Annotated in this window: 16 protein-coding genes and 1 pseudogene; 9 read left to right on the forward strand and 8 right to left on the reverse strand. The window is 57.4% G+C overall.

The window, feature by feature from the left end; translation table 11 throughout:
• Window positions 1-138 precede the first annotated feature (138 nt).
• The 4 genes from K8374_RS11970 to K8374_RS11985 form a co-directional block, all read right to left on the reverse strand.
• Window positions 139-798 (reverse strand): cupin domain-containing protein, encoded by a 660-nt coding sequence (locus tag K8374_RS11970; RefSeq protein WP_224459226.1) that lies wholly within the window; start codon window positions 796-798, stop codon window positions 139-141.
• A gap of 165 nt (window positions 799-963) precedes the next feature.
• The gene (locus K8374_RS11975) at window positions 964-1,659 is read right to left on the reverse strand and encodes an amino acid ABC transporter permease (protein WP_224459227.1); all 696 of its coding nucleotides are present in this window, start codon (window positions 1,657-1,659) and stop codon (window positions 964-966) included.
• A 3-nt stretch (window positions 1,660-1,662) separates the two neighbouring features.
• Window positions 1,663-2,379: an amino acid ABC transporter permease gene (locus K8374_RS11980; RefSeq protein WP_224459228.1), complete on the reverse strand. Its 717-nt coding sequence runs from the start codon at window positions 2,377-2,379 to the stop codon at window positions 1,663-1,665.
• Window positions 2,380-2,450: 71 nt separating this feature from the next.
• Window positions 2,451-3,257, reverse strand: a complete 807-nt coding sequence (locus tag K8374_RS11985) for an ABC transporter substrate-binding protein (protein WP_224459229.1) — start codon at window positions 3,255-3,257, stop codon at window positions 2,451-2,453.
• Window positions 3,258-3,520: 263 nt separating this feature from the next.
• Between K8374_RS11985 and K8374_RS11990 the strand changes: the two genes are divergently transcribed.
• Window positions 3,521-3,994: a DUF1348 family protein gene (locus K8374_RS11990; RefSeq protein WP_224459230.1), complete on the forward strand. Its 474-nt coding sequence runs from the start codon at window positions 3,521-3,523 to the stop codon at window positions 3,992-3,994.
• Between the two features lie 85 nt (window positions 3,995-4,079).
• Here the strand turns inward: K8374_RS11990 and K8374_RS11995 are convergent, their stop codons facing one another.
• Both K8374_RS11995 and K8374_RS12000 read right to left on the reverse strand, forming a co-directional pair.
• Window positions 4,080-4,727, reverse strand: coding sequence for a hypothetical protein (locus K8374_RS11995; protein WP_224459231.1), 648 nt, complete (start codon window positions 4,725-4,727; stop codon window positions 4,080-4,082).
• Window positions 4,728-4,853: 126 nt separating this feature from the next.
• Window positions 4,854-5,816: a bifunctional GNAT family N-acetyltransferase/nucleoside diphosphate kinase regulator gene (locus K8374_RS12000; RefSeq protein ID WP_224459232.1), complete on the reverse strand. Its 963-nt coding sequence runs from the start codon at window positions 5,814-5,816 to the stop codon at window positions 4,854-4,856.
• Between the two features lie 164 nt (window positions 5,817-5,980).
• Here K8374_RS12000 and arfB point away from each other — a divergent pair, with 164 nt between their 5' ends.
• The 6 genes and pseudogenes from arfB (at window position 5,981) to K8374_RS12030 (ending at window position 16,795) form a co-directional block, all read left to right on the forward strand.
• Window positions 5,981-6,394, forward strand: a complete 414-nt coding sequence (arfB, locus tag K8374_RS12005) for an alternative ribosome rescue aminoacyl-tRNA hydrolase ArfB (protein ID WP_224459233.1) — start codon at window positions 5,981-5,983, stop codon at window positions 6,392-6,394.
• A gap of 323 nt (window positions 6,395-6,717) precedes the next feature.
• Window positions 6,718-13,344 (forward strand): DUF3320 domain-containing protein, encoded by a 6,627-nt coding sequence (locus K8374_RS12010; protein ID WP_224459235.1) that lies wholly within the window; start codon window positions 6,718-6,720, stop codon window positions 13,342-13,344.
• A gap of 522 nt (window positions 13,345-13,866) precedes the next feature.
• A complete protein-coding gene (locus tag K8374_RS12015) occupies window positions 13,867-14,874 on the forward strand; it encodes a hypothetical protein (protein ID WP_224455717.1) in 1,008 nt (335 codons plus the stop codon).
• A pseudogene (locus K8374_RS12020) lies at window positions 14,873-15,138 on the forward strand (histone-like nucleoid-structuring protein, MvaT/MvaU family); the annotation flags it as partial. The gene K8374_RS12015 and the pseudogene K8374_RS12020, both read left to right, overlap by 2 nt.
• 141 nt (window positions 15,139-15,279) lie before the next feature.
• Complete coding sequence (locus K8374_RS12025) at window positions 15,280-16,275, forward strand: hypothetical protein (RefSeq protein WP_224455718.1); 996 nt, start codon at window positions 15,280-15,282, stop codon at window positions 16,273-16,275.
• A gap of 286 nt (window positions 16,276-16,561) precedes the next feature.
• Window positions 16,562-16,795, forward strand: a complete 234-nt coding sequence (locus K8374_RS12030; protein ID WP_224455720.1) for an SAVED domain-containing protein — start codon at window positions 16,562-16,564, stop codon at window positions 16,793-16,795.
• Here K8374_RS12030 and K8374_RS12035 read toward each other — a convergent pair.
• Entirely contained in the window at window positions 16,770-17,039 is a 270-nt protein-coding gene (locus K8374_RS12035; RefSeq protein WP_224455722.1) for a hypothetical protein, read from the reverse strand. The genes K8374_RS12030 and K8374_RS12035 overlap by 26 nt on opposite strands.
• Between K8374_RS12035 and K8374_RS26435 the strand changes: the two genes are divergently transcribed.
• Entirely contained in the window at window positions 16,920-17,354 is a 435-nt protein-coding gene (locus tag K8374_RS26435) for a hypothetical protein (RefSeq protein ID WP_411969638.1), read from the forward strand. The two genes, K8374_RS12035 and K8374_RS26435, sit on opposite strands and share 120 nt — an antisense overlap.
• Window positions 17,355-18,617: 1,263 nt before the next feature.
• Window positions 18,618-19,163 carry a hypothetical protein gene (locus K8374_RS12045; protein WP_224455725.1) on the forward strand — a complete coding sequence of 182 codons (546 nt, stop codon included), beginning with the start codon at window positions 18,618-18,620 and terminating at the stop codon, window positions 19,161-19,163.
• Window positions 19,164-19,322: 159 nt separating this feature from the next.
• On the opposite strand, the gene K8374_RS12050 is transcribed toward K8374_RS12045, so the two are convergent.
• Window positions 19,323-20,453 carry a xanthine dehydrogenase family protein molybdopterin-binding subunit gene (locus K8374_RS12050; protein WP_224455727.1) on the reverse strand — a complete coding sequence of 377 codons (1,131 nt, stop codon included), beginning with the start codon at window positions 20,451-20,453 and terminating at the stop codon, window positions 19,323-19,325.
• Between the last annotated feature and the right edge of the window lie 284 nt (window positions 20,454-20,737).

Here is a 20,737-nt window from a genome sequence, read left to right on the forward strand (position 1 = left end):
CTGGCAAGGGCTTCGCCCTTGATCGCGGGTAAACCCGCTTCCACAGGTCCATTTGTTACCTGTGGGAATATTGCGCACACCCAACCAGAGTGCGCACGGTTGCTGGAGCCGGTCGACGAAGCCGCTGGCTGGCCGGGCTCAGCACGCAGGAGGCAGGTGCCCGGTCTTGAGATACACGACGGCGCCGTACGCGCCGGCCATCATGTCCGGGTAGGCCCCTTGCGGTAGCCGCATCCAGCTGCCTTGTTCAAATGCCCCATCAGCGGTTTCCAGCCGGCCGGAGACGACCAGCCATTCGGCGCTTGCCACCCCTCCATCGAACAACGGTGCGCCTGGCGGCAGGCGTTGCAAACTCACGCGCTCGGTGTCGTTGGCAAACAAGGGGCAGACTTCCCGGCCGCCTTGCATGTGCCAATTGGCGGCGTCTCGTGTGTCGATTCGCACGGGCGTTCTTTCGTCCGGCTGCATCTGCCAGAGCTTGACGAAGATGATCGCGCCTTCGGCGCTGGAAGGTTGGTGGGCCGAACCTGGCGGGTTGCGCAAGTAGTAGCCGGCGGGGTAGTGCACATCGCCTTCGGAAAAGGTGCCGACCAAGACCAGCACCTCTTCGCCTCCAGGATGGCCATGGGGCGGGAAGCACGAGCCGGGGGCGTAACGCACGATACTGGTCGCCCGGGCCCGTTCGCCGCCGAGCCGGTCGAGCATCACCCGTTCGACGCCCTGTTGCGGCGAGGGCATCCATTGGTAGTCATCGGGTGAAACGGTGGCGCGGCGGGAGAAATCTGCGTTGACGAGCATCTGCGTAATCCAGTATCGACCAAAGGGGCCTGACCGGTCCTTCATCGACCGCAAGGCAGGGTTTGTCGGACAGCAAGAAGGTTATCACTTCAGCGACACCTCTGATGTACCAACACGACCGATCGGGTGGTCGTTGAAGCCTTGCAGGTCATGCCAAGGATAACGTCAGTGCACCTTTGGCTGCCCCGGGCTACGAGACTTCGCGAGCGACCCGGCAAGCAGGTCGAGCATGGAGCAGAACAGGAAGTAGAGCAGGGCAACGAACAGGTAGATTTCCGTGGGATGCACCATCACTCGGTTGCTCACCTGGGTCGCCACGAACGACAGCTCGCCCACCCCGATCACGTAGGCCAGCGAGGTGTCCTTGATCAGCGAGATCCACTGATTGAGGAACGACGGCAGCATGATCGGCAACGCCTGGGGCAGTATCACCAGGCGCAGCACCTGCCAGGGTCGCAGGCCCAAGGCTTTCGCCGCCGCCCATTGCCCGGCGGGTAGGCTGTGGATGCCCGCGTACACCGAATGCGCGAGGTAGGCACCGCCGATCAATGACAATGCGCAGACCACCGTGGCCAACGCCGGCACGTCGACCTTGAACACGATCGGCAGCAGGAAGTAGCTCCAGAAGATCAGCATCAGTACCGGGATGGCGCGAAAGAACCCCAGTACCGTCACCAATACCCAGCGTGGCCAGCCACGCAACACCGCCAGGGCGATACCCAGCCCCAGGCCCAGCACGGCTGAGGTCAGGCCAGAGAGCAACGCCAGCAGGACGGTCAGCGCGGCGCCACCGATTGGCCCGTCGGGGTAGGCGCCCATCAACAGGTATTGCAGATTATCGACAACCACCGAGAAGTCCATGGCTCACGCCCCTCCCTGACGGTAGCGGCGGCTGTGCTGCAGGACTTGGCCCAAAGCCTCGATGAACGCGATCGCGCCGATGTAGAGGAGGGTGGCGACGCCGAAGGCCTGGAAGGTCTTGAAGGTCTCGGTCTCCACCTGGCGCGAGGCGTAGGACAGTTCGGCGAGGCCAATGGCCATGGCCAGGGAGGAGTTCTTCAGCGCATTCATGTACTGGCTTAGCAACGGCGGCAGCGCAGTACGCAGCGCCTGGGGCAACACCACCACCCGCCACACCTGGGCCGGCTGCAGCCCCAGCGCCAGGCCCGCCGCTCGCTGCTGCGGACGTACCGAGGCGATGCCGGCGCGGATTTCCTCGGCAACGAAGGCCGCGGTATAGAGCGTCAGCCCCCAGGCCGCGGCGAGGAATTCGAACGAAGGCCACGGCAAGCCAAGCCATTGATGCGGCGTGTTGAGCCAGGCCACCAGATTTTCCGGCAACAGCGCCGGCACACCGAAATACCAGAAGAACAACTGCACCAGCAGCGGGGTATTGCGAAAGGCGGCCAGATAGGCGCGCGCCGGCCAGGCACACCACCGCCTGCGCGTAATGCGGGCGATGGCCAATGGTGCGCCGATCAGCGTGGCGAGCGCGCAACTGAGCAGGGCAAGGCCCAGGCTCATCAAGAAACCGTCGAACAGCAGGAGCAGGTAACGCGGGGCGAGGAGGTCACCGAACATCGAGGGGGTTCCAGCGAACGAAACGAGTCGCGCGCCCTACGGGCGTGAGGCGCGCGGTTGGAGCGGCGCGATCAGCTCTTGTCACCGATCTTGTACAGGCGCGCGAGCGGGGTCTTGGTCTGGGGGCCGAACCAGGTGTCGTAGATCTTCTGCGCCTGACCGTTGGCTTCGAGGTCGCGCAGGCTCTGGTTGACGAAGTCGGCCAGGGCCGCTTCGCCCTTGGGGATGCCGACACCGATCAAGTCGTTGGAGATGGTGAAGGGCGGCACTTCGTACTTGTCCTTGTCCGGCACGTTGGCCAACAGCCCGATCAGCTTCGGGCCGTCCTGGGTGATGGCCTGTACCTGGCCGTTGCGCAGCGCCGTGAAGGCAAACGGCGTGTCGTCGTAGGCGATGACCTTGGCGCCGGGGAACTTGTCGCGCAGCACCCCTTCGTTGACTGTGCCCTTGTCGACGCCGACGCGCCATTTGTTCAAATCGTCCGGGCTTTTCAGGCTGCCTTTCTTGACGATGAACTGCTGCCCTGAGGAGAAGTAGGGGATGCTGAAGTCCACCTGCTGTGCGCGTTCCGGGGTGATGGTGAAGTTGGCCAGCACCAGGTCGACCTTGTTCGCCGTCAGCAGCGGCACACGGTTGGCCGGGTTGGTTGGCAGCACCTGGAGCTTGACGCCCAGCTTGTCGGCCAACGCTTTGGCGTAATCCACGTCGAGGCCTTCGATCTGCTTGCTCTTGGCATCGACGAAGCCGAACGGTGGGTTGCTGTCGAAGGCCGCGACACGCAGCACGCCGGCTTGCTTGATATCCGCCAGGCGATCGGCATGGGCCGCTCCGGAAAGGACGACCAGGGCGAGGGCGGTGAGGGCAGTGAGTTTCTTCATGAATATGCAGCTCCTGGGGATGGGCGAGAGCGGGCAATTACGGATAGGAAAGGCCCGTTGTAGAGTGGCGGCGATAGACCGCTGGCGAGATGGATTCTGGCAGTGGAGCGGGAGGGAGAGGAAAGAATGAATGGGTCTATCTTATAACCTGATCGCTTAGTTGAATTAATACGTGTGACCTGTTTAGGAATAGAAAAGCGACGCCATGTCGACTTGCTTGAGCTATAGCTTAATGCGCCAGATCATTTACAGAGGACACCGAAATGACCGAAGCACTGCGTCCGCCCTTGCCGCCATTCACCATGGAAACGGCCATCCAGAAAGTCCGTGGCGCCGAAGACGGTTGGAACTCGCGCGACCCGGCCAAAGTGGCGCTGGCGTATACGGAAGATACCCATTGGCGCAACCGCAGCGAGTTCATCGAAGGCCGCGCCCAGGTGCAGGCGTTTCTTGAACGCAAATGGCACAAGGAGCTGGACTACCGGTTGATCAAGGAGCTGTGGGCGTTTGCGGATAACCGTATCGCAGTACGTTATGCGTACGAATGGCACGACGATTCGGGTAACTGGTTCCGATCGTACGGCAACGAAAACTGGGAGTTCGCCGCCAATGGGCTGATGCAGCGGCGATTCTCCAGTATCAATGATCTGCCGATCACCGAACGCGAGCGCAAGTACCATTGGCCGCTGGGGCGGCGACCGGATGATCATCCAGGGCTGAGTGAGCTCGGGCTTTGAATCGACCACGCCAGGCCTGGAACCGCCAGAAAGCAGGGGAGAGCGGGATCTACACCTCGATCCGCCCGAGCCGCATCTCCATCGCTCAAGCCACTGTGGTTCGCTCTGTTTCTGCGCGAGCGTTGCGGCGTAGACGCAAGGCCCATTTGGCGGTCAGTTTGAAGACGATCGCGCTGAACATCAGGGCGAACGCCAGTGGATACCAAGACCCCATGGGCAAACGCTTGTAGAAGGACAGCAGGAACACACCGGCGATCACCCAGGTCCCCGTGCTGTGCAGCGCCTTCCATAAACGGGCACCGAGCAACTTGGCCACGGCGGGGAAGGAGGTAACTGTCAACAAAAGGATGAACACATAGCCGATCGAACCTGGAATATTCGTGACGGCGCTGCGCCCATGCCAGAACGACTCGGGAAACCCGCTCGCGTACAGGATGATCAGCACCGCATGCACGGCATGGGAGAACGCGAATGCCAGCCCTAGGAAGCGTCGCTCCCGCAGCAGACCTCGAGTCAATGGACTGGGCACCAGAGCTGCCATCGACGAGGCGAGAAAAGTCGCCAGGAACAGGGCAAAGGACGTGCGCGCGGTGACCCTGATGGCGCTACGCAGGGCATCCACCCATTGCGGCTGGGCCCATAGGGCCAGTGCGGCGGCGATCAGCACCAGCACGGACAACAAGGAAAACAGGCGCCAACCATGCAGGTTGGCAGTGTCAACGGTTCGGTTCATGGCGGGCTCCGGGGGTGAACGCGGCGAGCGGAATGCCGCCGCGTGATGGAGCCATGGTGCCGGTGGCGTTTATCCGGGATGTGTCGAGCCAGGCCCAATGTGTATCGCACTGTAGCTGGCGTGTGGCTACAGGTGAAAATGCCCCGCAGTCTCCGGTTGGTAAAGCACTTTCCTGATCTCGATCCGGCGGTTGCGTTCAGAAATTCGCCAGTCGATGGCGTCCCCCTCCTGGTAGCCCAGAATGGCCGCACCGATGTCGGAACACACGGAATGCTTCCCCGCGCTGCTGTCCGCGTCTTCAGGGTAGACCAAGGCCACCTCGAGCTCTTCATCGTCCAGCTGCAGCAAGACCCTGGAGTTCATCGTGACAACAGTACTCGCCACCTTCTGCGGCTTAACGACAATGGCCCGCTCGAGTTCATGTTCGAGGTCGACAACGGCCGGGCCTTGCTCGAGCGCAATCAAGCTCTCGAGTCTGGCCTTGTCGATTTCAGTGATGTAGATCCCAGAGCAATCGCTGACGACACCTTCGCGCAATAACTGGCGATAGCGCGCCAGCGTCATGGAAAACGACTTCAGTGTCGGCGTTTCGCTCTCCAGCACAAAGCCGCTGCGCAGGAAGGCCTGCAACGAACGCGTGTTGTCAGGGTGGATCTTGGCGATCAGTTTCGCCGCGCGCATGTCGAAGAAGGCCAGTTTCATGCCTTCGCGGATCGTGCGCAGACCAAGACGCCGGCCCCATTTTTTGCGGTCTCCGATGGCCAGCACGATCTCGCAATCCGAGCCGGTCTTGATGAGGCGGACAAAGCCCACCGGGGCGTCATGCCGGTCATAGGCGATGAAGAATCGGCCGCCACGGTTGAACAGGTGGGTCAGGATCGGCAATTGCGTCCGATCGATGGCTTGCTCGATGGAGCGGGAGACATGACGCGAGTCACTGAGGTAGCAGGTGACGCGCTCATCCTGCAACCAATCCATCAGTATCAGCGCGTGTGCCCGAGTGATTTCAGGGCACAGCGAAATGAAAGGCTTGTTCATCTTCACCACTTTCGCTTGTAAAGGATGAAAGCCCTTCATGGCTAGGGCCATGACGGTTCTTTCGGCAACCGGCTACCTTACGACATAACGTGAGTAATGCCCAACAATGCCGCGCCCAAGCAGCGTGGCCACATACACTGTAAACGGAAGGCTGCGGTGTGCTATGGGAGAGTTGCGGAGGCTGTGATAATGGGGGAAATCAAAAGGGCCATGTCATGCTGACCATCTCCAATAGCGTGCATCTGCCGGATGCCGACATCGAACTGACATACATCCGCGCACAAGGCGCGGGCGGACAGAACGTCAACAAGGTGTCCAGCGCCGTGCACCTGCGCTTCGATATCCTGGCATCGTCGCTGCCTGAGTTTTACAAAGAACGGCTGCTGGCGTTGCGTGACAGTCGCATCACCAGCGATGGCGTGTTGATTATCAAGGCCCAGCAATACCGCACCCAGGAGCAGAACCGCGCAGACGCGTTGGCACGCCTTGCCGAGTTGATCATCGCTGCCGGCAAGACCGAGAAGAAACGCCGTCCCACCAAGCCGACCCTTGGGTCCAAGACCCGACGCCTCGAAGGAAAGGCCAGGCGGAGTGAAGTCAAGGCGGGTCGCGGAAAGGTGGATTTCTAACTTTCGATTACATCGAGATATTTTATAACCCAAAACGCCGACACAGCAGTGCTATGCAGCTGTCGCTAGTAGAGTACGAGAAACGCTATTTTCTGAGCTTGGAGAGTGTCTAGGAAACCAGGGGCGATTCACGGTGTGGGGATCGTGTGGGCTATGAAGTTGAACGCGAGCCCTAGACACACGTAGGGCACTTTGGCTTCAACGACCAAAGGATCATTACTACGGCAGCAGGAAGCGCTATCATCCCGCCATCAGCTCAAGAGGGGCCCCTTGGCCGGCCAATTCCGGCACTCCCTTGGGCATAACGACAAGGAAGGTTGCGCATGGACGACATCGTTCAGCCCCTCGCTGCTCAAGAAGAAATCCCACCTAAAGAAGTCAAGATTCTGGCCACGTTGGTGGCGAAGCTGAACCTTGCCGACTTCCAGAACGCCATTCCCGTGATTCGCGAGCTTCGCATCGCGAACGAGACCGAAGACCGCTTCGTCAATGTGACTCTGACATTGACTTCAGAGCCTGAGGTGTTCAAGGCCAAGGTCTGGCGAATCGACGAAGTCGCACCTGACAGCTTTCGAGTTATCCCGGGGCTTGATCTGGTCTTGGATGGCCCCTTGCTCAGTCGCCTCACAGAGGCGGAGCTTTCGACTTTTACCTTTGTCCTTGAGACCGATGACAAGGCGTCCGAGAGTGGTCGGAAGGAAGTTGCTCGCCTAGAGCAGGTTGTAGACCTTTTGCCGCGTAACCAGTGGGGTGGGCTTCGTCATATCCCAGATATGACTGCCGCTTTCGTACAACCCAATGATCCGGCAGTTGAAAGGTTGTTGAAGCAGACGGCTGAATTGCTGCGCCTCAGTGAGAAGTCTTCGGCGCTCGATGGCTACGAGGGTGGTGCGAAGCGTGTTTGGCAGCTGGCGTCAGCAGTCTGGGGCGCCGTGGCACGAATGAAGCTTGATTACGCGTTGCCACCGGCGAGCTTTGAGCAGACTGGCCAAAAGGTGCGCAGTCCCAGCCAAATCGCCGACACTGGTTTGGCGACCTGTATGGATCTCACTCTGCTTTTCTGTGCAGCTCTTGAGCAAATTGGGCTGAACCCTGTGATCGTCTTTACCCGGGGGCATGCCTTCGTGGGTCTGTGGATGAAGCCGGAAGAGTTTACAACGGCGCTGGTTGATGATGTGACCGCGGTGCGCAAACGGGTGAAGCTGCGCGAGCTGGTGCTTTTCGAGACCACCCTTGTTACTCAGAACCTTGCTCCGTCTTTCTCCTATGCCGTCGAGCGCGGAACGAAGCAGATAGCTGAAGACTCAGACAGCGACTTCGAGATGCTGCTCGACATACGTCGCGCACGTCTGCAGCGCATCAAGCCCCTGGCGAGCTCCGAGGCTCAGATCCCACGAGTTGCTCTGGAAGTCTCGGACGAGGCCGCACCGCTGCTGGTTGAAGACGGCCTGGACATGCCAGATGAAGTGCATGAGGTGGTCGTCGAAGATCTTTCCAAACTCGATCCTGCTGATCGTCTAGGCCGCTGGCAGCGCAAACTGCTGGATCTGTCGCTTCGAAACAACCTTCTCAACTTCAAAACGGGCAAGCGGGCTTTGAAGCTCGAGTCTCCAGACCCGGGTGCTCTTGAGGATGTACTGGCCAGTGGTCAGTCGCTGAAGCTGCTCACCCGTCCAGACCTCATGGATGGTGCTGATCCAAGGGAGCGCGCTCTGTATGAACAACGCGAGCGTGAGGATGTTCGTCGCCGGCATGCCGAGGATGCGCTTAAGCGCAGAGAGGTGTTCGTTGCGCTGACATCCAACGAGATGGATGTTCGACTCACCGAACTGTACCGAGGTGCTCGCACAGCGCTGCAGGAAGGCGGCTCCAATACGCTCTTCCTGGCCATCGGCTTCCTGAGTTGGACTCGTGAGGACAGGGCAGGGCAGAAGTACAAGGCGCCATTGGTTTTGGTTCCGGTCACGCTGGAGCGCAAGAGCGCTCGCTCCGGATTCACCATGGTGCTCCACGATGATGAGCCGCGCTTCAACCCAACCCTTATTGAGATGCTTCGGCAGGACTTCGAGTTGGGCTTGGGTTCCCTGGAGCACGAGTTGCCTCGGGACGATTCTGGTCTTGATATCGCCGGCATTTGGAACAAGGTCGGACATGCCATCAAGGACATTCCAGGCTGGGAGTTGAGCGAAGACGTCGTGCTGTCGATGTTCTCGTTTGCCAAATACCTCATGTGGAAAGATCTGGCCGAGAACGCCGAGCACCTGCGGCAGAGCTCAGTGGTTCAGCACCTCCTGGATACCCCACGCGATTCGTTCGTTTCGGATACACCGTTCCCAGAGGCGCAATCGCTGGATCGTGATTACGGCCCGACCGATGTTTTCTGCCCACTGCCATCTGACTCATCTCAGTTGGCTGCAGTGATGGCGGCAGCCAAGGGCAAAGACTTCGTGCTCATCGGCCCACCCGGTACCGGCAAGAGCCAGACGATTTCCAACATGATCGCTCAGTCGATTGCCCAGGGGCGTCGCGTGCTGTTCGTCTCGGAAAAAATCGCCGCGCTGGATGTTGTGTATCGTCGCCTCCGTGAGATTGGTTTGGGTGAGTTCTGCCTCGAGTTGCACTCAAGCAAGGCTCGGAAAACTGATGTGCTGGCCCAGCTGCAGTCCGCTTGGGAGGCGAAAGGGCAGGTCGACTCCGCTGCATGGGAGGTTGAGGCTCAGCGCCTCGCAACGCTGCGCGACAGCCTGAACATTTACGTGGAGCGGCTGCACCGGCGTCATCGCAACGGTTACACCATCTACGATGCGATTGGCACCGTCACTTCGGGTGGCGATGAAGCTGTTGCTCCTGTTGGTTGGGCGTCACCTGACATGCATGACCAGAAGGCCATGCTTGAGCTACGGGAGTTGGCCGATCGTCTCGAAGTAAACGCGCAGGCTGTGGGATACAGCCATTTATTGGGCAATGCGTTGTCCGCTATAGGCCAGGCGGAATGGTCACCCCATTGGCAGCATCAGCTGGTGCAGGCAGCTCGCGATGTATTGCCTACTGTGCTGGATGTGCAGCGGGCGGCTGATCGGTTCGTTGAGTTGGTTGGGTTCCCGACTTCGGAATACACCCCCACGGCACTGGAGGGGTTGTCAGTCCTTTCCCAGGCACTGCCGGCGGCAGCAGGGCAGGATTGGCGCTTCGCGTTGCGGCCTGATGCCCGCTCCATATCCCAACGACTGAGCGATGGCTGTGCGTGGATTGAACAACACAGAGAGCTCAACGCTAAGCTATCGCCGCTCTGGCCTTCTCGCGTTGTGGCCGATGCGAAGCAGGGGATCGAGCTGCTGCAGCAACGTCGCACCGTATTCGGTGAGCTCAGCCCGGCCTGGCCGGAAAGTGCCACCGATGTGCTTGCTCAGGCGGTGGCACTGCTTGGCCAAATTGTAGAGCTCAAGCAGCACCTCAGTGCGACCTACGGCGATACGATCGAATCGCTCGACATCGATCTGTTGCTACGTGAGTGGAAGGAGGCTGAGGAATCGTTCTGGCCAAAATCCTGGTTCGGAAAGCGTCGTATTGCGGGTTTGCTAGCCCCGACTCAAACCACTGCAGGCGAGGCTGATCACGGTAAAGATTTGGCCATTTGGGCAGAAATCCGCGCCGTGCGCCGTGCTATTGATGAGCTTGAGCCCGGGCACGAGTGCGTTGCCGTTTGGCAAGGTTCAAAGTCTGTGGCTGAGCAGCTTTCGACGTCGATTAAGCTTCAAGAGGCCATTCGGCTCCAGCAGGCAGACTCGGACTGGATCGATGATGGATTCCAATTGGTCGAGCAAGGCCAGCTGGGTGACGCCTTGAAGGAAGAGCTGCGACGACTTCGCACGCTGGCGCGCCTTGATAGCGATATGGCTGCCTTGTCCGACCTTGGCTCGAGCACTCAGCAGCTTTGGTGCGGCAAGGACACCAACATTGAACTCCTTACTGCAGCGCTGCGCTTCCAGGCTGAGCGTCGGGATATCGAAGAGCGCGGTCGTCTTGTTGATGATCACCCAGAAGTGCAGGAGGGCCGCTGTGGAGCGTTGCTTAAAGGTGACTTCGACCTGTTAAAGCAGCGGGCAGCGGTTGAACGTGATCTGTCCGACCTGGCTGACCTGCGAGAGCTGGTACCGGTCTGGAGTGACCTGAAGACCAAGCTTGAGATTGCACGTCAGGCTGTGGTGTTCCAAGGGCAGGTAGCGACTGCTATTGCGAAGCTCGCGCTGAACTCGGAGCAGATTGTAGCTTACAAGGCTCCCCTTCAAACGCTATTGGGCGATGGCAACGCTTTTCTAGAGCCTGAAGGTGCGATAGCTCTTGCAGGCGTCGGCCTGCGTGAAAAGCTTGCGTTGTTGCAGGAGCGTTCATCGCATCTGATTTCGATCGGTCACTTCACCGAGTCTGGTGCTGATGAGACCGCACACCTTTCGTTGAATGACCTCAAGAAAAATTGCGAGACCGTAGTTTCTTCCGAGGCGCGACTTAAGGCATGGTGTGCTTGGAGGAAGGTGCGCGATGAGGCCTTCGCCGTTGGCCTCGCCCCAATTGTCCAGGCTATGGAAAGCGGAGCGATCACCTCCGGAAAAGTCCGCCGCGTCTTCGAGGTGAATTACGCTCGCTGGTGGCTGAATACCACGGTCGATAACGAGGAAGTGATCCGGACATTTGTCAGCGTTGAGCATGAACAGCGTATTCGCGATTTCCGAGCGCTGGATGACAAGTTCACCGAGCTGACGAAGGACTGGCTCCGTGCTCGGCTGTGTGCTGACCTGCCAAGTCAGGACAGCGTGAGCCGATCTTCAGAGTGGGGCTTGCTGCGTCATGAGATGGGCAAGAAAACCAAGCATATTCCATTGCGTGAGTTGATGACCCGGGCACCAGAAGCCCTCACCAAGCTGACGCCTTGCTTGCTGATGAGCCCGCTCTCGATTGCCCAATACCTGCCGCCAGCCTCAACCCCGTTCGACCTCGTCATCTTCGATGAGGCCTCTCAGATTCCGGTCTGGGATGCAATTGGTGCGATGGCGCGAGGAAAGCAGGTCGTGATGGTAGGTGACCCGAAACAGCTGCCGCCGACCTCGTTCTTTGACCGGGCTGAGTCCACTGCTGATGATGAGGATGTCGAAGCGGATCTCGAGAGCATCCTGGATGAATGCATCAGCGCGAACCTGCCGATGCGCAACCTGAACTGGCATTATCGCAGCCGTCACGAGAGCCTGATCGCGTTCTCCAACCAGCGTTACTACGGCTCGAAGCTGGTGACGTTCCCTTCGCCATTCACAGCTGATAAGGCTGTGAGGCTGTGTCCAGTTGCTGGTGTTTACGACAAGGGCGGCTCACGTACCAACCTGATTGAAGCAAGAGCCCTAGTTGCTGACCTTGTTGCTCGCCTTCAGTCGCCGGCCTTCCGTGAGAGCCGTCGTACTGTGGGAGTGGTCACGTTCAACGGTGAGCAGCAGAAGCTCATCATGGACATGCTCGATGAGGCATGCCGGAGGGATCCGTCGCTCGACTCGTACTTCGCTGAGTCTGAGCTCGAGCCTGTGTTCGTGAAGAACCTGGAAAGTGTCCAGGGCGACGAGAGGGACATCATCTATTTCTCGACCACCTACGGAAAAGACGCTGCCGGCGTGATGTCTATGAACTTCGGCCCGATGAACCGTCCGGGTGGCGAGCGCCGACTGAACGTTGCAATTACGCGTGCTCGCCAAGAACTGGTGCTGTTCTCGACCCTCCGCCCAGAGCACATTGACCTTGCTCGGACGCAAGCCGTCGGGGTGCGTGACCTGAAGCATTTCCTCGAATTTGCTGAACGTGGGCCGCAGGCCTTGGCTGAAGCTAATTTCGGTAGTGTGGGTGGATTCGATAGCCCATTTGAAGAGGCAGTCGCTGCTGCCTTGGCCAAGAAGGGTTGGCAGATCCATACCCAGATTGGTGTCTCTTCCTTCCGAGTAGACTTGGGAGTTGTGCACCCTGATGCTCCAGGGCGCTTCCTAGCCGGTGTCGAGTGCGATGGGGCTACCTATCACCGCAGTGCGACTGCGCGTGATCGCGACAAGCTGCGTGAGTTTGTGCTGCGTGGACTTGGCTGGGAGATCGTCAGGATCTGGTCGACCGACTGGTGGGTTGATGCCGTGGGAACCGCAGAAAAGGTGCATCAACGTCTCACCGAACTGCTTGCCGAATCGAGGGCCAAGCAGGCGGTCATCGATGCTGCCCATGAGGCTGAGCGCCTAAAAGTCGATGCTGCCATGGCTGAAGTCATTGAGGTTGTGGATCAGGTTGCTGTTGTAGCTTCGACTTCACCTGCCGGAGCCAATGATCCGTCTGGCGCAATGCCAGAGTTGAAATACGCCAAAGCTGCCACGGCTCAAGCAGCAGAAGATACCGTGATTCCTTATGTGCCAGTAGAGCACCTGGTTTACAAGGAAGCAGACCCTGCCGAGGCTGTGGAGGCGGTTGATCCAGACAGATTCTTCGAAGCGAGCTACACGGCTACCTTGGAACAGATGATTGCCCATGTGGTGGCAGAGGAGGGGCCTGTGCTCGATATGGCGCTTGCACGGCGTATCGCGCGTGCTCATGGCTGGGTCAGAACGGGCTCGCGCATTCGTGATCGCGTCGATCAAATAGCGCGGGCACGATTCCGATCTCATGAAGAGGAGCAGGCAGGAACATTCTTCTGGCCGACTCATCTCGAGTCGGATATGAACGTTGTCTTTCGTAGGCCGGGTGATGACGATGCCATTCGCCCACTTGCTGAAATCTGCTTGCCCGAACTAGGTGCCTTAGTAGATGAAATGACCAAGCATGGTCACGTAGGAGAGGGGCTGGTTTACGCAGTAGCCAAGGAAGCCGGGGTCGGTAAGCTTGCCCACGCGGGCCGTCAGCGTATCGAAAAAGCGATAAAGCGGATCGCAGAGTGATACTCGATAGGGCGCATTACCAGCGCCCCTTATCGATTCAGGGTGTAGCACTGTTGCTTCGAATTGTGCCGCGCCTGTATGCAATTTGCAGTGGCAGAACAGGTCAGCAGCGAGATCGTATGCTGCTGACCTGTAAACCGTCATTTGCCGCGCGGTTTGCCAGCATCGCTCCGTTTATCGCGGACTTGACCGTCCTTGTTGCGAGACCGTGGTTGTTCACCACCGCCAGGCTTCGGAACGTTCACGTTGGGGTTGAGAGGGCGACGATCTGTCATACGGAATCTCCTTCATCCAGCAATGTGAGATACAAGAGGTTTTCAGTAAATCGCGAGCCGCGCAGAAAGGCTTGCACACACCATATGGTGGTTTTCCTTGCTGCAAGACACAACATAATGCGTTCCACTGGTGTTCGCAAGTGTTTTGGATCCCTTTAAATTTCTAAATTTTTACGCCCGTGCAGCGTGCCGACTGTTCGACGGCATATGCTAATGTGCCATCACGCATTCGGTATGGAGCATCGTGATGGGTTGGAAAGGGACTGTAAGATCGCTGCAGGCATCAGCCAGACGCGCTGAGCGCAACGCTCATCGTCGGCAGCGTGAACTCGAGAAGCGGCAAAAAGAGTTCGACAAGATGGAGGCTCTAGAGCAAGCAGCGTACGAGGTAGAGGTCTATGAAAATCACATCGATCTCCTACTTTCCATGCACAAGGAATGCGCTGAGCCGGTGCAGTGGAAGAAGATCCTCTCAACGCCAGAGCCCCGGCAACCCTTGAAGAGCGGAGCGCTCGAGCAAGCCGCACTTCATGCATCTGCTACCTATCGCCCTAACTTTTGGGCACGGCTTTTCAAGCTTGAGCATCGCCAGCGCGAAGCGCTTTTGGGGAGAGTCGGCGTCGCCGCGGCCGAAGATGAAAAACTGTTCCAGGCAGAGCTTAATGAGTGGAAGACTGCACACGACGATTGGGCTGAGGAGCGCGATATTGCTCTGCGCATCCTGGATGGTGACCGCCAAGCGAAGCTTGATGCTATAGAGGCTTTCGAATCTTTTGAGGAAATCTCCCACCTAGGCTCATCTATCCAGATGATCGTCCATGAGGGCGGAGTTCTGGAAGCGAAGCTGGCCATCCACGGTTCACACGTCATCCCGTCCGAAATCAAGTCTCTGCTCAAGAGCGGCAAGCTCTCAACCAAAGCGATGCCAGGTGGGCGCTTTAATGAGCTGCACCAGGACTACGTCTGCAGTTGTGCTCTGCGAGTTGGGCGGGAGCTGCTGGCCATCCTTCCGGACGAGCTGGTAATCGTTACTGCCATGGATAATGTGTTGAACAGCTCAACCGGACACATGGAGGATCAACCGATTCTCAGCGTTGCGTTCTCTCGGGCCACAGTCGACGGCCTGAACCTTGAGGCGATTGCCCCATCAGACGCGATGAAGAACTTTGTACACAATATGAGTTTTAAGAAAAGTGGAGGATTTTCGGCAGTGCAAGCTCTAAACGCACAGCGCTTTGCTGGTGTCGAGGCATGAAGTCATATTTGAGGAAAAGCTTCGTTAGTTGTTGAACAAATACGGCTTCAGCCTCCGGGACATCATCAATATTCTTGACCCCAGGCTGGCCGTCGCAGCGCCACAGCCGCCGTAGAAAAAACGCCACGTCGTGCGCGGCAAGTGAAACAGTACAAGAACCCCCACAACGGCGAAATCATCGAAACCAAGGGCGGCAATCATAAGCTGTTGAAGGAGTGGAAAGCCCAATATGGCGCCGATGAAGTCGAGTCTTGGGTGTCGTAAGGCCCAAATTTATCGAGGATTTCTACAAAAAACGGCCATATGGCCGTTTTTTGTTCATGCTAGCATAGAGTTTCATGGGCTCCCGGATTTCTCGGTATCCGGTATGGACGGAACCCAAATTTTGATCGTGAGGTTCAACTTTTGAGCAATAACGCCCTGTACTACCCGTATATTAACCTGCCGCAGGATGCTTGGAGTGCAAGGTCGCTACTCTACTGGGATGGGCTGGCTACGATCGTGCCTATGGATCATCTAGACAGGCCTGAGCAGTTGAGTCAGTTCATGCGAGGGCTGCTTTCCGAAGGGCTGGTGAAGCAAGTTGTCCCTGGGATCCATCTCTATGATTGCCCGGGGTTTTCTGAGCATTTCATCGAGTATCTTGAGACTCGTCGCCAGGCTGTCAAATTTAAAGCATCCACGCAGCAACCTTTTCGGTACACGCGAATCCACCTTGAAAAATTGCACGGTATTACCGACTACCTAGTCCAGCACGAGTTGGCATCTCAGGCTGACTACACTTGGTACAACGTGCGGGAAGATGTTGCTCGAGATTTTATGTTCTACCTTGCGGTGACGCTGGGCGCGTTGGGCCATATCGACGCTGTGCCAGTGACGGATGGATGGGCGCTTCCAGGTCGCTCACCTTCGCCATCCACGATCCGAAGAAGCCCTCATGTAAGGAAAGCCCGTGAAGTGGTACTTGAGAATTTACTTCCTACCCCGGTAGAGGGTATTTCTGTTCAACAACTTGCCCAATTCAGGCACCGTCATGGCCATCTACTGCCTAGGTTTCGCTTAGCGGTTGAGCAGCACTGTATCCAAATGGCTGGCGTCACGAGCGCGGAAGAACGGCTGCAGAGAACGCGCCTGTTCATCATGGATTGCCAAGAGCAGATCAAGGAAATCGAGTCTGCCATGAAGCCGAGCTTTGGAAGAATCATCTGCACATCTCTGATCCCCCTCGTCGCTGCAGGATTGAGTTACTCCGGTGAAGATGGGCCTCAAGGTAGAGCAGCGGTGGCTCTTGGCATCATTCCGTTAACGTTTGAAGTGGTGTCTCAGATTCGCGCCGCACGAGGTGCAAATTCGAAACAGCCATTAGCATATGTTGCCCATGCTCGTAAATTTACTGCCTAACAGACACTGCAGAATCAGGACGCCCCGTTCTGCTGAGCAATGCCATGCTGACATCTGCAATAGCAAGGTGCGCGTCATGCCGCTGCGCTTGGAGAACCTTGTGTCTGTGCCACCCGTACTATTTCCAGCAGAGGCTCGAATCTGTCCAGTACACAACGGGTTAGTCAGCTGAGCTGGATCGAACCGCTCCTACATCCAGACGGGCACACCACAGTGAATGTGGGTAGTCTCGAGAGATATCCTTGGTAGCCACGCGCACGAGTAGCTGGAAGGACAGAAGGTTTCCATGGTGCACCTGATCCTCGCGGCTCCCGCCAGTGTTTTTGGCCGACGGTACGATCCGCACAACATGCCACCGCTTCGCTGCTACCAGTGGCAGCGCACCGAACAGAACCCATACCCCTGGGCCGTAGAAATGCCTACCGCACCTGAGCAGCCTGGCAAGTACGTACAACACTCCCTTCCCGAATTAAATGCCACACAGTGGGAAAGCTTCATCGTATCGATGCTGAAGAAGTGAAGCCAAGCGGCAGGCGGCAGAGCGCAGCTACAAGCGGTTTGGTCTGCACATTGCCCACAAGCTCGGCATGTCCACTGATGACGTCCGTGTAGTGGTGCAAGGTTCGATGCGCACGCAGACCACCATCGCTGGCGATGGGCGTGAAAACTTCGACTTGGATGTGGTTGTGAAGCTCAGTGGCTCCCGGTTCACCAACCTGACCGAGTCCGAGGACTTCTTTCAATTGTTCGGTGCAGCGCTGCATGGCATCGATGGGGCAGGGGTACCCGAGCCTAAAAACCGCTGCTGGCGCTTGCCGTATCCGGGGGAGCCGTTCTACTTTGACGTGACGCGGCGATCCCATTGTCCGCGCACATCACCGGTACCGACCTTCGTGTACGCGACAAGAACACGGTATGGAGTCCGTCCAACCCAGAAGACTTCGCAAATACCATTTCAAACGTCAGCCGGCTCACATCCGCGAAACCAGCCCGATCTCGATTATCCTGGTGACACTGGCGGGTCAGGCTTACGACGATCTCCTGCAGAGCCACCCGTATGGCCTGCGTTCCTCCATTGAGGTAGTGATGGAAATCATTGCCCGGATGCCCGACTTCATTGATCGCCGCCAGGGCATTCGGGTTAACAACCCGGCCATGCCTGGCCAGGTAAAAGAGAACTTCGCGGATCGCTGGAACATTGACGGCGGGGCTCGGAACAAGAGCTTCAACGAGTGGCATGACCGTCTAACCCAAGACCTTGATGCGCTGTTCTCGGTCGGGCAGAGCACAAAGGCAAGCGGAGCGCGCAAGCACGAGGATGGAAGCCCGGAGGGCCAAGACCCCGACAGCGCGGTCAGAGCGACAGCCCACCTACATGTCCCCATCCGATACCTTAGAATTCCCAGATGCAGAGCAACGTGTTTCGCCCGAGGCGAGCGCCGCCTAAATACTGTGCACATATACAGTTATTTATTTCATCCCGCGAAATTGCCACCTCGGTGACCTTTTGGCTGAAGATCTCCAGTCTTAATACCAATCGTTGAAAAACGGCTACAGGCCTTATGGTGCTTTGCTTTGAGCCATTTTGGGATGGCTCCGAGTTCAGAATGGCGGGATTTAAGCATGCCGGGTTTCGGCTCTCGCGAGGTCTGGAACGACACTGTATATGCATACATTTTTGGTGTGTTTTCACTTACTGGGCCTTACCGGTTCAGCATAGCGGCTGGCAATGCGGCCTCGGCCAGTGCTACGGTGACCGATCTACCAGTAGTGATTCGAGTGACCAGCTTGGGACATTTGGAGACCGGCTTATGAGAAGGAATGGACGCCGCCAACGTGCACGACGTGGCATCACACGGATGATTGCCCGGATTGAACGGCTGGAAAGGTTGGGCAGAGTAGCAAAGCAAAGCCTGCGGCAACGTCTTTGGGATGGTCTAGCGGGATTGCTTCGTGGCCTAACTGGCTCCAGGTCTGCTGATGAGCTGCAGCAGCAAAGGTAAACGTTGATGAGGGTAGGGCGCTGATCCTTTCCGGGGTAGTCCTGGTGCTATGCGCCGGCCCGGCGCGAAAACCAGTCGGTCGATCGAGCTCGCACAGCGTCGATAAAAGACTGTGAGGCCCGCTTAATGCCTCTCCTCAGCACAATTTAACATAATATACATTATGCGCAGATTTGTATGGAGCTACCGGGGCCGTGGGTGGACAGATTTGAAGCCAGGCTCTGGCCTTGATCACCTTGCTGCAGCTCGCACAGGCATCGCTTGGCGATGCTTTCTGCGCATGCTTGAATGCCGGCCTTCAGCAACGCTGTTGCTTTCACTCTACGCCGGAGAAATGGAATGTGGCTTTGTACAGACTGGGAAATTGACTGGGATGCAATCAGCGCTGTGTCGACTGCCGCTGCCGCAGTCATTGCTCTGTGCGTTTGGCTCTTCGACAAGCATCAACGGGGTCTTGAACGTACTAGGCTTCTTGCTCAGATTATGACGACACCAGTCGGAGCTGCACACGTCCAAATTTCCAAATTCAGGAGCGATCTTTTCCCAACCGGCAGCGATCCGCTGATTGGTACTTTGCGTGAGGATAAAGAAGCTCGCCGCCGACTGGCCGAAAAGGCATCGGCGATTACGATCGACCTTTCTTCACAGTTCTTGGACAAAGCTGACTTCTTCAGCGAAGCCACGAGCAGCAGCCTTGCAAACGCCTTTTCCCAAGTAAATCGTTTAAAGCAATTCGTCGGTTTGCTTGGAGATCTAGCGGATAAAGAAACGCAGGAAGTGATTGATCTACATTTAATGACGGTTCTCAACCAGATCAAAGAGGCTGAGGAAGCTGCTAAAGCTGCATTTCAGGCGCTTCTTGCAGTTGGGCGAAGCAGTCGATAGCCTTGTCTTCCCTTTCTTTTTAATTGCCCTTAATTATAACTAAACTAAATATTCATTTAGTCGAGTTATAAGTTTGGCCGTCTTTGGAACCTCGAATGCCCTGTATTTTCTTCGAGCTGCTCACCCGCCACGAACGCTGTGGCAGGTAAGCCTTATCCGTCAAGCCTGGCGCAACTCACTCGGGTCAATTGGCAACCAGCGAAGTCGCTTGCCTGTAGCGGCGAATATTGCATTGGTGACCGCAGGTGCAATCAGGACGGTGGAGACTTCACCCAGGCCACCGGGCGCCTCATCACTCTTGATGACGTGTACATCGAATTGCGGTGTCTCGTTGATGCGCAAGATCCGATACGTATCGAAGTTACCTTGTTCGACTCGCCCGTCCTTGAAGGTAATGTCTCCGAACAACGCCGCCGTCAGCCCGAAAATAGTACCTCCTTGGACTTGTGCCACAACGCTGTCCGGATTTATCGCAATGCCGCAGTCCACCACGCTGGTGATGCGTTTTACCTTGACCTCCCCCGAGGGCTGGACACTGACTTCAGCCACTTGGGCGGCATAAGTACCAAAACAATAAGTAAGGGCCAACCCTCGCCCTTCCCTATCGCCCATTGGTGTGCCCCAGCCCGATTTTTCGCGAAGCGTCTCAAGCACCTTGAGTAACCGAGGATGCTTTTGAAGCAATGGATAGCGATACTCAAACGGATCAATCTTGGCGATATGCGCCAGCTCGTCCAGGAAACTTTCCACCATGAAACCGTTCTGGGTGTGGCCCACACCACGCCAAAATGCGGGGTAGATCCCTTCAGGAGGTTCGTGGCGTACGTAATAGGCACTGATATTGGGAAATGCGTACGGACCGGACGGGTCGCGTACCGCATCACGATCGATGCCATCCTTGAAGGCGGCAGGCAACCAGCGCGCCAAGATGGAGCCGCCAGTGACTTTATGGATCCACGCGATGGGACTCCCCTTTTCATCGAGCGCGGCGCTCAGATGGTTGTAATGGTACGGTCGCAGCGAGCTGTGTCGCGTATCTTCCTCCCGTGAGTAGATGACCTTGACGGGATAGTCCACTTGCTTGGCGATCTTCACGGCATGGGCAACAAAATCGACTTCAAGGCGCCGGCCGAAGCCACCGCCCAGCAATTGGTTATGTACCTCGACCTTGTCCTCAGGCAACCCTGTGAGCTCTGCCGCAATCGCCTTTGCACGCGCCGGTACCTGGCTGCCAACCCAGAGTTCACAGCCATCCTTTCGTACATGTACTGTGCAATTGACCGGCTCCATGCATGAGCCAGGAATGGAACCTGATAGACCGCTTCGACCTTTCTGGCAGCCGTCTTGAATACACCCTCTGCGTCACCTTCCTTGCTGGATTGCCGGCCGGGTTGCATTGACGCTTTCTTTATCGCCTCAAGCATCTGCTCGCTCGAGACCGATGCATTCTGGCCACCGTCCCATTGGATCTGCAACGCAGCCAGCCCTTTGCGCGCAGCGCCCATATGGTCCGCGACAACAGCTACCGAATTATCGGTTTTGATAACTTGCCGGACGCCTTTGATTGCCATCGC

It is taken from the genome of Pseudomonas sp. p1(2021b) (assembly GCF_020151015.1).
GTDB classification, from domain to species: Bacteria; Pseudomonadota; Gammaproteobacteria; order Pseudomonadales; family Pseudomonadaceae; genus Aquipseudomonas; species Aquipseudomonas putida_K.